Genomic DNA, 10,749 nt, shown 5'->3' on the forward strand with positions numbered 1-10,749 from the left:
GCCACCGGGCAACTCAGTAGTACCGTAACCGTTCCCCTCACGCTAGGAACGAGCGGCAGGACACCGTGAGGACCGGACGCCCGGGACCCCCACCCCGGACCGGCCGACACCCGCACCCACCCACCCCCACCCACGCCCCACCACGCCCCGGCAAGACCACAACCCACCCCACCCCGAATGAACGCCCCACCCCAGGACAGAAGCCCAGCACCCCCGGAAAGGAGCCCCCGTGCCACCCCCCACCCCCACCGACCTCCCCGTCTCGGACCGCCCCCCGTACTCCCCGTCCGTCCCCGGCATCCTCGCCGCAGTCGACGGCTCGGACGGCTCCCTGTGGGCCCTGGACCGCGCCATGACCGAGGCCGAACTCTTCGACCTCCCCCTCTACGTCCTCTCGGTGGTGAACCCGTCCCCCGGCGGCTACACCCTCGGCATGGCCGAGATCGTCCAGGAGAGCGTCGACCGGCTGCTGGACAGCATGCGCGACGGCCTGCGCCGCAGCGTCGCCGCCGTCCAGCGCGCCCGCACCCGCCCGTACACCGGACCCATCTCGCTGCACGTCGTACTCGGCAACGTCATCGAGACCGTCCTCACCGGCAGCGCCCACCACCACACCCTGGTCGTGGGCAGCAGGGGCAACGGCGGCTTCGCCCGCCTCCTCCTCGGTTCGGTCAGCACCGCCGCCGCGCACCACTCCGGCTGCCCGGTACTGATCGTCCCCGCCCCGCCCGCCGACCACCCGGCCCACAACCGACCCGACCCCACTCCCGGCTCCATCCCCGACCCCACCCCGGACGCCCCCGCCCCCGACCAGCCCTGACCTGCAACTGCCCCCGCAGACCCCGAGTTTGAGGTGCCGCCGGAATCCGCTAGAGTTCATGACGTCGCCAGGGAATGGCAACAGGCGGATGTAGCTCAGTTGGTCAGAGCGAAACCCCTCCAGGGTTTAGGTCGTAGGTTCGAGTCCTGCCGTCCGCTCCACCGAAGAGGGCCCCGAGACACAGCGTCTCGCGGGCCCTCTTCCCATTCCGGCCCGCACCCCCGGGAATGCCCGCCCGTCCACCGGCGTTGACCGTCCCCGGTTGCGGTGCACCACCGCGCCGCCCGTACCAGCAGAGCCACCCGAGGACGGACGCCCCATGAAGGTCGAGATCTACTCCGACATCGCCTGCCCCTGGTGCTACGTCGGCAAGCGCCGCTTCGAGCGCGCCCTCGCCGCCTACCCGGGCGCCGACACCGTCGAGGTGGTCTACCGGCCGTACCAGCTGGCGCCGGACGCCTCCCCGGAGGCCGAGCCGATGGAGGCCATGCTGCACCGCAAGTTCGGTGACCGGATCACCGAGATGAACGGCCGGCTGGCCGAGGTCGGCCGGCAGGAGGGCATCGCCTTCGACTTCGCGAACGCCCAGTCCGTCAACACCCTCCTGGGTCACCGCCTGCTGCACCTCGCGGAGACCGAGTATGGTGCCGCCACCCAGGCCACCCTCAAGAACGCCCTGCTCAACGCGTACTTCGTCGACGGCGGCAACGTCGGTGACCGCGAGCAGCTCACCGAGCTGGCCGTCACCGCCGGGCTGGACCGCGACCGGGTGACCGCGTACCTCGGGTCCGACGAGGGCACCGCCGAGGTCCAGGCCCAGATCTCCGAGGCGCAGCTGATGGGCATCACCGCCGTGCCGACCTTCGTCTTCGAGGGCAAGTGGGCCGTCCAGGGCGCCCAGGAGGCGTCCACCTTCCTCCAGGTCCTGGAGCAGGTCGCCGCCGAGACGGCCACCACCACGACCACCACCCCCGACGACTCCTGTGCCGACGGCGCCTGCGCCATCTGACCCGCCCACCCCGCGCCCACCACACCCACCACACCCACCACACCCACCACACCCACCACAGCCCCACCCCCACCGCGCCGCAGCCCAGCAGAATGGACCCCGTGACGGTGCGGTACGCGATCCTCGGTGACACCCAGGCCCGCCGGGCCGACGGCAGCCCGGCCCCGCTCGGCGGGGCCCGGCTGCGCGCCCTGCACACCCGATTCCTCCCCACCCACCCAGCCGCCCTCGGCCTCCGGTGATCCGACCGGTCAGCCCCCGCAGTCGAACCGGGCCTCCGCCCAATCCGCAACCGCCGCCGACCGCCAGCGGTGGTGGTGCTGGTCCGGGTCGGCCACCAGCAGTACGGTCCGCTGCCCGGTGAGCGGCACATGGACCGGTACGGCCGCGTCCCCGCCCCGCACCGGCGGCGAACTCCACAGCGTGCCACCGCTGTCCCCGTCCACGACCGAGAAGACCACCCTGCCGAACCCCCGCGCCAGGTCGTCCACCCCCACCACGGCGTCGAAGGCCGAGCAGTCGCGGTTGAGGTCGACCGTCACGGCGGACGGCGCGCGCACGGTGACCCCGTGCCCGTACCGGGTGCCGCCGACCTCCAGACCGCCGCGCCGCCAGAGCCAGTTGCCCGCCGTACGCCGGAGCACCGGATCGTCCTCCGCGCCGGGACCCCCGTAGGGCAGCTCGTTCAGCCAGTAGTCCACCGGGGCAGGCGGTGACGGCGACGGCGTGGTCGGGACCACCGTCGGCACAGCCGTCGGGGTCGGCGTCGGCGTCGGCGTCGAGGGCGGGGTCGGCCTGGGCGTGGGGCTCGGCCGAGGACTGGCCGACGGCTTGGGCGCGGTCGGCGGCACCGGCGGCAGCGGGGCAGTCGGCGTGGGCACCGGTACGGCCGCCGGGGTCGGCGTGGGCACCGGCGCAGCGCTGCTGGGAGCGACCTGCGGTACGACCGGGGGCAGCACCGGGGCCCGGGTGCCGGGCGGCACCGGCGGGGTCGGCCCGGGAGTCGACGCGGGTTTCGCTGCGGGAGCCGGTACGGGCCGGGCCGTGGGCCGGGGCGCGACCGACGGCATGGCCGCCACCGGTGAGGGCACCGACCGGGGCACGGCCTCGACCGGGGCCGGGGGACTGCTGCCCGCGAGCGCGTAGGCCAGCGCAGCGGCGGCCGCCACCGCGACGCTCGCCGCGACCGCCGCCTTGGCCGCCGTACCCAGCCCCTCCGCCGCCGCTCCGGCACCCCCGCCGCCCGACCCGCCGGCGCCACCGCCTGCCGCCCCGGCACCTGCGGCCGTACCCGCCGCACCACCCGCCGTACCACCCGTCGCACTTGCCGTGGCCGCCGCGCCCGCACCCGCCGCGACGGCACCGGCGCCCATCGCGGCCGCAGCGGCGGAGAAGTACCCGACGCCGATCCAGACCAGCACACCGCCGGGGAGCACCGCCCGCAGACCGGTGTTGAGGTCGACCAGCTCCAGATACGCCGCCGAGCAGCGGTCGCACCCCTTGAGGTGCGCGCCGACCTCGCCCGCCGCCCGCTTGCGCAGCGAACCCCGGGCGAAGGCCCCCAACCGGTCGGCGTGCCGCCGGCACTCCTCCTCCTGCACGGCGGACACATGCGCCTGGAGGAACGCCGTCGCCAGCCGGTCCCGGGCCCGGTGGGCCTGGACGGCGGTCGCGTTCGCGGTCTTGCCGAGCAGCACCGCGACCTGCTTGGGCGACTCCCGCTCCACCTCGGTGTGCCAGAGCACCACCCGGTCGTCCTCCGGCAGCCCGACGAACGCCCGCACCACCATCCGCTGGTCGGCCATGGCCATCGCCCAGGCGTCCGCGCCCGGATCGGTGATGTCCAGCCGCTCCTTGGCCGCCGAGGACGCCGCGAAGTCGGTGAAGTCCTCCACCAACTGCTCACGCCGCTCGCTGCGGGTCCACGCGGCGGCGACATTGCGCACGGCCGTCAGCAGATAGGCCCGCACCGCGACATCGGGGCCCTTGCCGCCGCGCAGCGCCTGGAGCGTACGGGCGAACACCTCGCCCGCCAGGTCCTCGGCGGTGAAGCGGTCGCGGCAGCAGGTACGCGCATAACGGCGCACGGCGTCGGCATGGCGCCGGTACAGCTCCTCGTACGCCCGGTCGTCCCCACCGCGCACCAGGGCGGTCAGCTCGGCGTCGGACGGCGGCAGCGGCCCGTCCACCGGGTCAGCCGGTGCCGGTACGGCGGTCGTACCCCCGGCCGGGCCCGCCACCGGAGCGGCGGCCGCCGAGGTGACCCCGCCGAACCCGGCCGGAGCCTGCCCGGGGACCCGTGGCGATCCGGCGGCACCGGCCACCGTCTCCTCGCTCGGCGCCCACCCCTGGCCGGGCACCTGGCCCGGCACGGGCTCGGGCAGGCCGTCGTGCGGGCCGCGGCTCCTGCCGTCCCGGTCCTCAGCGCCCACGGCCGCCCGCCCGACCGGACGTCACCGCCTCGCCACAGCCTCCAAAGCCACCAACCACGGGCAAAGAATGACACAGCCTCCCCAGCCCCAACGGACCCGCAGGTAGCTATCCCCCGTTCCGGGGAGAGCGCGCCCCCCTCCGCCCGCCCCCACCCACCCCTTCACACCACCCCACCCCCCTACCCACCGCCCCCCGCCAGCACCGCCGCCCGCCCCCACCCACCGGCAGCCCGCAAGGCCCGTCCGCCACATCCACTCGGCCCCCGCCGACAGCCCGTCAAACCGTGCCGAGACCCATCAGCAGCGCGGGCCCCAGGCCCGCCGTCCACCCTGCCCACCAGCCGCGAACCCCCACTCACCGGCGGCCTGCAAGGCCCGTCTGACGCCGTCCAGACCGGCCGCCCCCGGCCCAGCCCTCACCTCGGCCGCCACACCCACCGGTGGCTGGCAGGGCCCGTCCGCCGCACCCGCCGACGGCCCGTCGAGCCGTGCCGGGCCCGTCAGCGGCGCGGCCCCAGGCCCGACCCACCCATCCCCGCCGGTGGCCCGTCGAGCCGTGCCGGGACCCGTCAGCGGCGCGAGTCCCTTGGCCTGCGCCCTGCCCTGACCACCGGCCGCGAACCCACATCCACCGGCGGCCTGCAAGGCCAGTCCGACGGCAGTCCGGGCCAACCGCCCCCGGCCCAGCCCTCACCTCGGCCGCCACACCCACCGGTGGCCGGCAGGGCCCGTCTGCCGCACCCGCCGACGGCCCGTCGAGCCGTGCCGGGCCCGTCAGCGGAGCGAGACCTCAGGCCCGTCACCGAGTGCTCGCGACCCGCCCTGACCGCCGGTCGCGAACCCACACTCACCGGCGGCCTGCAAGGCTCGTCTGACGCCGTCCGGGCCGGCCGCCCCCCGGCCCCGCCCAGCCCTCACCTCGGCCGCCCCGCCCACCGGCGGCTGGCAGGGCCCGTCTGCCGCACCCGCCGACGGCCCGTCAAGCCGTGCCGGGCCCGTCAGCGGCGCGAGTCCCTTGGCCCGCCACCCGCCCCGGCCACCGGCCGCGAACCCACACCCAGGCCAACCGCCCCGGCCCGGCCCAGCGCCCCAGCCCAGCCCTCACCTCGCCCGCAGACCGTCGAGGAGTATCCGCAGCAGCCGCCCGGCCGGTGACCCCGGCCCGCCCGGTAGGGGAGTGTCGCCCGGGTCGCCGAGCGCCGGATAGGCGGGCACCGCCGCCGTCAGCACCAGCACCACGTCCGCCACCGTGACCCCGGGCCGCAGTTCACCGGCCGCCGCCGCCCGCTCGACCAGTTCACCGAGCAGGGCGAGCAGTGCCGCCGGGTCGGCGTCGGCCCAGTTCTCGGCGCCGCCGTCCGGTTCCCCGCCGCCACCCGCCACCCGCACGGCGGACCCGCTCAGCAGAGCGAACCCGTCCCCGCCGGCAGCATCGGGCACCCCGGCCGCAAGCCCGAGCCCGAGCCCGACCCCGAGCCCGTCCACTCCCGCACCCGCAGCCGCGCCGGCACCCACCGGCACGTCGACGTCCACGTCCAGCTCCGTGACCAGTGACCCCGCCGCCCGGGAGATCCGCTCCGCATGGCGGAAGGCTTCCGGGGGCAGTAACCGCCCGGCCCCGTTCGCCGCCGCCCGCGCCAGGTACCCGGCCAGCGCCTCCCACGGGTCGGGGCTGCCGTGCAGGGCCTCCCGTGCCTGGGCCGTCAGCCAGGCCACCTCCTCCGAGGCGATCCGCCGGACCAGCACCTCCTTGCTGGGGAACCGCCGGTACACGGTGCCGACGCCCACCCCGGCCCGCCGCGCCACCTCCTCCATGGGCGCGCCGTAGCCCAGCTCCCCGAACACCTCACGGGCCGCCCGCAGCACGCTCTCCAGGTTGCGCCGCGCATCCACCCGCAAGCGGCCCCCGGTCGACACCGCGCCGAATCGCTGCCCCGCCACCACCGAAGACTCCGACCCCACCGGAACCGAAACCGATCTGCCCGTCACCGAGACCGAAACCGACCCCGTCGACAGCGCCGCCGACGCCGGTACCGAAACCGCCGCCCCAGCCCCGCCCGCCGAAACCGTCCCAGCCGTCGAAACCGCCCCAGCCGCCGAAACCGACCCGGACCCGGCCGCCGCCGACCCGGACCCAGCCCCGGCCACGCGGGCACGCAACTGCTCCTGCTGATCCATTGCCCAGCCTTCCCCCGTGGGCACGCCGCCGCCCGGATGCCCACCGTGCACGCCCACGCACCCCCCGGCGCGACGGGAAACTCACCGTCGCCGGCACGCTCGGCGTCCTCCCTGCCGACCCGGCCGAGCGCAGTCCCTCAGTACCTGCTCGGTCCCCGACGTCCTCAGTCCGGGACCACGCAGTCCACCAGCAGAACGGCGACCCGATTGTCGGACCAGTCACCGAGCCGGTACGCACAGCCACCGTACGTGCCGACAGGGGTGCCGTTCCACCGATTCGCTGACGATAGTTGATGTCGAATCAGCTTCGACAGAGGACCCGGTACGGATTCGGCCGCTCCACCCCCACTGCCCGGCCACCGCCATCCCGACCTGCGTAGTTCCCCTCCGCCCGATGACGGAGTCGCGAACGCCGCCCCAGCGCCCCGGCAGCCCCATCCGCACCATTCTCCCCACCGATCCCGTACGCACTGTGGACAAGACGCCCCTACCCGGTGCGTCATGGACACGTGAAACAGGTCACACCACCGCAGGGCTCCACCGACCGCCGTCCGGAGGGACGCCCGCCCGCCCGCATCCTGATCGTCGGCGGCGGCTATGTCGGCATGTACGCCGCACTCCGGCTGCAGCGCCGCCTGCACCGGGGCGAGGCCGAGATCACCGTGGTCGATCCGCAGCCGTACATGACCTACCAGCCGTTCCTCCCCGAGGCCGCCGCCGGCTCCATCGACCCGCGCCATGTGGTCGTCCCGCTGCGCCAGGTGCTGCGCGGCTGCACGGTCGTCACCGGCGAGATCACCAGCCTGGACCACCGGGCCCGCCGCGCCTGGGCGGCCACCGCCGCCACCCGCTCCACCGGCGCCCCCGACCTCGACCTCCCGTACGACCTGCTGGTGGTCGCCCCCGGATCGGTCTCTCGTACGCTCCCGATCCCCGGTCTCGCGGACCACGGCATCGGCTTCAAGACGGTCGAGGAGGCCGTGGCGCTGCGCAACCACGTGCTGGAGCAGCTCGACATCGCCTCCTCCACCCGGGACCCGGCCATCCGCCAGGCCGCCCTCACCTTCGTCTTCGTCGGCGGCGGCTACGCCGGGGTCGAGGCCCTCGCGGAACTGGAGGACATGGCCCGCTACGCCACCCGCTACTACCACAACCTCACCGCCGACGACCTGCGCTGGGTCCTGGTGGAGGCCGCCGACCGCATCCTGCCCGAGGTCGGCCCGGAGCTGGGCCGCTACACCGTCTCCGAGCTGCGCGGCCGCAATGTCGAAGTCCGGCTGAACACCAGGCTGGAGTCGGCCGCCGACCGGATCGTGGCGCTCTCGGACGGCAGCAGGTTCGCCGCCCGGACCCTGGTCTGGACCGCCGGCGTCCGCCCCGCCCCCGTCCTGGCCGACTCCGACCTGCCCCGCGACTCGCGCGGCCGGGTCCGCTGCGCACCGACCCTGGAGGTGGCCGGTACGGAAGGCGTCTGGTCGGCGGGCGACTGCGCGGCCGTACCCGACCTGGCCCGACCGGGCGAGTACTGCACGCCCAACGCCCAGCACGCCGTACGGCAGGGCAAGGTGCTCGGTGACAATGTGCTGGCCCGGCTGCGCGGCGAACCGCAGACCCCGTACCAGCACCGGCACGCCGGCGCGGTGGCCTCGCTCGGCCTGCACAAGGGCGTGGCCCAGGTGCGCGGTCGGCGGCTCACCGGCCGACCGGCCTGGCTGCTGCACCGCGCCTACCACCTCAACCGGCTGCCGACCCTCAACCGCAAGGCCCGCGTCCTGGCCGACTGGGTCCTGGCCGGCCTCTCGACCCGGGAGATCGTCTCGCTGGGCTCGCTGGAGCATCCGCGCGCCGAGTTCGAGGCGGCGATGGACGGCGGCCCGACCCCGCCGCCCCGAGAGGTCGATCCGAGAGGCTGACCGGAGAGGCCGACCCGGGCGACCGCGCCGAGAAGCCGCCCCGCAGGGGCTGGCCGGACACGCCCGGGTCCAGGATCATGCAGGGCATGGCCCGGCCGGAACGGCGGTGCCACCCGCCGTCCCGATCCGTCACACTGGTCCTTACCTCCCGTGCGGCGGCGCATGCGAGGAGTGACGAAGGTCCGAGGAACGCGAGGAAGCGGCAGTCGTTTGAATCTCACGCGCTGGAGTGCCCGGCTCCCCGGAGCACAGCGGCGTACCGCTCCGCAGCAAGCAGGCGAGCGGACGCCCGGCTCCGCCGACGCCGCAGGCGCCGCAGCCGTCCCGACCGCCCGCCCCGACCCGAACCGGCCCGGACCGAACCACGACCCCGGCGGCCCGGAGCTCTCCGTCCACGACGTGCTGGCCCACCTCCCGGCCCTGGTGGCGGTCGTCTACGGCCCCGACCACCGCGTCGGCTACGTCAACCAGGCGTACGCGGAGGTTTTCGGCCGCCGCCCGGCCGGAATCCCCGCCAAGGAGGCCATGCCGGAGCTGGCCGACCTCGGCCTGCTGCCGCTGATGGACCAGGTCCTGCGCAGCGGCCGCACCCGTACCGTCAAGGCCCGCCGCGTCGTGCTGCCCACCGCACCGGACCGGCACCGCTACTACAGCTTCGTCTGCGCCCCCGTCCGGGCCGGCGAACCGCTCGGCGCCCAGCTCTCCGGCCTCACCGGCACCCCGGCCGACCCGCCGCCCAGATCCGGGCTGGCCGCACTCGCCGCCCGCCGCCGGGCCGGCCCGGCGGCGGAGGTCACCGGCGTCCTGGTCTTCGCCGCCGAGGTCACCGACCAGGTCCTGGTGGCCGAGCGCCTCCGCGAGAGCGAGCGCCGCCACCGCGAGGCCGCCGTCACCCTCCAGCGCAGCCTGCTCCCGCAGAAACTGGAGCAGCCCGACGACCTGCGGGTTGCCGCCACCTACCAGCCGGGCGGCGCCGACGCCGCCGTCGGCGGCGACTGGTACGACGTGATCACCCTCGGCGGCGGCCGCACCGCCCTGGTCATCGGTGACGTCATGGGCCGCGGCATGCGCGCCGCCGCCGTCATGGGCCAGCTCCGCACGGCCGTCCGCGCCTACGCCCGGCTGGACCTGCCGCCGCACGAGGTCCTGCAACTCCTCGACGGCCTGGCCATGGAGATCGACGCCACCCAGATCGCCACCTGCCTGTACGCGGTGTACGACCCCAACGACGGCCGGATCACCTACTCCTCGGCCGGCCATCTCCCGCTCATGATCCGCGAACCGGACGGCAGCGTGACCCGCGCCGACGACCAGTGCGGGCCACCCCTGGGCACCGGCGGCTGGCTGCACACCTCCGGCACGGTGGCCCTGGTGCCCGGCGCCACCGGGGTGCTCTACACCGACGGCCTGGTGGAGCGTCGCAACGAGGACATCGATGTCGGCCTCGACATGCTCGACCGCACCCTCGGCGGCCCGGCCGGCCCACCCGACGTCGTCTGCGCCCGGCTGCTCCGGGCGATGGGCGTCACCCCGGAGCACGACGACGACGTGGCGGTCCTCGCCTTCCAGCTCCCCGAACGGGACGAACACACCGCCGACCTCTTCCGGGTCGCCTCGCTGGACCTGATCGGCGGCTCCCAGACGGCCGCCCGCGCCCGCGCCTTCACCACCGGCGTGCTCTCCAGCTGGCGGCTGAGCGACGAACTGCGTGACCTCGGCGTCCTCGCGGTGAGCGAACTGGTCTCCAACTCCCTCACCCACGGCATCCCCCCGATGCGCCTGCGCATCCGCCGCACCGACCGCCGCCTGATCGTCGAAGTCACCGACGGCGACGACCACCTCCCCCGCCGCCGCCGCGCCGAACCCGTCGACGAGTCAGGCCGTGGCATCGCGATCGTGGCCACCATCGCCTCCAACTGGGGGACCCGCCGTACGCCGGACGGAGGAAAGGCGGTGTGGTGCGAGTTCCGACTGCCCACCCGCCGTGCACTCTGAGAGCGCATCAGGCCGCTGCTGACGCGGTGTCGACGGTCACTTGACATCGATCGGTGAAGTGCCTAACGTACGTCGGGCTGCCTGCCAGGGAGCACCGGACGCGCGTTCTGCACGGACGGTCCCGAGGCAGCCTCTTCCCCAGTTCACCAAGGCGTGATCCGCCGTGGCGTCGGCTATTGCCGTGCCATGCGATTTTCGCCCGCCGAATTGCGGAAGGCAGCGATTAGACCGGATCGGTTCTCTTCGCTAAGGTTTCACCTCGTCGGAACGGGCCGAAAAGCCCGCCCCGGCAAAGCCTCCCGAGGCTGGGAAGCGCGGGAAGACGGTCAGAGCGATCTGATAGAGTCGGAAAGCGCCGAAAGGCCGAAGGAAATGCAGGAACCCCGCCAGCGGGGGTCGGAA

The 10,749-nt window shown here is 74.8% G+C and carries 8 protein-coding genes and 1 tRNA gene; 7 read left to right on the forward strand and 2 right to left on the reverse strand.

What is annotated here, in order from left to right:
* The first annotated feature begins 229 nt into the window (after positions 1-229).
* From ACIQGZ_RS29485 to ACIQGZ_RS29500, 4 genes are all read left to right on the forward strand, one after another.
* Positions 230-820, forward strand: coding sequence for a universal stress protein (locus ACIQGZ_RS29485; protein ID WP_402607790.1), 591 nt, complete (start codon positions 230-232; stop codon positions 818-820).
* An 84-nt stretch (positions 821-904) separates the two neighbouring features.
* Positions 905-981, forward strand: a tRNA-Gly gene (locus ACIQGZ_RS29490).
* Positions 982-1,139: 158 nt separating this feature from the next.
* Positions 1,140-1,829: a DsbA family oxidoreductase gene (locus ACIQGZ_RS29495; RefSeq protein ID WP_402607792.1), complete on the forward strand. Its 690-nt coding sequence runs from the start codon at positions 1,140-1,142 to the stop codon at positions 1,827-1,829.
* Positions 1,830-1,930: 101 nt separating this feature from the next.
* On the forward strand, positions 1,931-2,071 hold the full coding sequence (locus tag ACIQGZ_RS29500) for a hypothetical protein (protein ID WP_402607794.1): 141 nt from the start codon (positions 1,931-1,933) through the stop codon (positions 2,069-2,071).
* A 9-nt stretch (positions 2,072-2,080) separates the two neighbouring features.
* Here the strand turns inward: ACIQGZ_RS29500 and ACIQGZ_RS29505 are convergent, their stop codons facing one another.
* Complete coding sequence (locus ACIQGZ_RS29505; RefSeq protein ID WP_402607796.1) at positions 2,081-4,261, reverse strand: sigma-70 family RNA polymerase sigma factor; 2,181 nt, start codon at positions 4,259-4,261, stop codon at positions 2,081-2,083.
* A gap of 1,101 nt (positions 4,262-5,362) precedes the next feature.
* A complete protein-coding gene (locus ACIQGZ_RS29510; RefSeq protein ID WP_402607798.1) occupies positions 5,363-6,154 on the reverse strand; it encodes a TetR/AcrR family transcriptional regulator in 792 nt (263 codons plus the stop codon).
* On the opposite strand from ACIQGZ_RS29510, the gene ACIQGZ_RS29515 reads away from it, so the two are divergent.
* From ACIQGZ_RS29515 to ACIQGZ_RS29525, 3 genes are all read left to right on the forward strand, one after another.
* Complete coding sequence (locus ACIQGZ_RS29515; protein ID WP_402607800.1) at positions 6,138-6,434, forward strand: hypothetical protein; 297 nt, start codon at positions 6,138-6,140, stop codon at positions 6,432-6,434. The two genes, ACIQGZ_RS29510 and ACIQGZ_RS29515, sit on opposite strands and share 17 nt — an antisense overlap.
* Positions 6,435-6,948: 514 nt before the next feature.
* Positions 6,949-8,352 carry an NAD(P)/FAD-dependent oxidoreductase gene (locus ACIQGZ_RS29520; protein WP_402607802.1) on the forward strand — a complete coding sequence of 468 codons (1,404 nt, stop codon included), beginning with the start codon at positions 6,949-6,951 and terminating at the stop codon, positions 8,350-8,352.
* A gap of 210 nt (positions 8,353-8,562) precedes the next feature.
* A complete protein-coding gene (locus tag ACIQGZ_RS29525; protein WP_402607804.1) occupies positions 8,563-10,347 on the forward strand; it encodes a SpoIIE family protein phosphatase in 1,785 nt (594 codons plus the stop codon).
* The last annotated feature ends 402 nt before the right edge of the window (positions 10,348-10,749 follow it).

The organism is Streptomyces sp. NPDC092296 (assembly GCF_044755465.1).
Taxonomy (GTDB): Bacteria; Actinomycetota; Actinomycetes; order Streptomycetales; family Streptomycetaceae; genus Peterkaempfera.

Coding starts and splice junctions, on each gene's coding strand:
- ACIQGZ_RS29495 (WP_402607792.1), top strand. CDS start 1,140: ATGAAGGTCGAGATCTACTCCGACATCGCCTGCCCCTGGTGCTACGTC.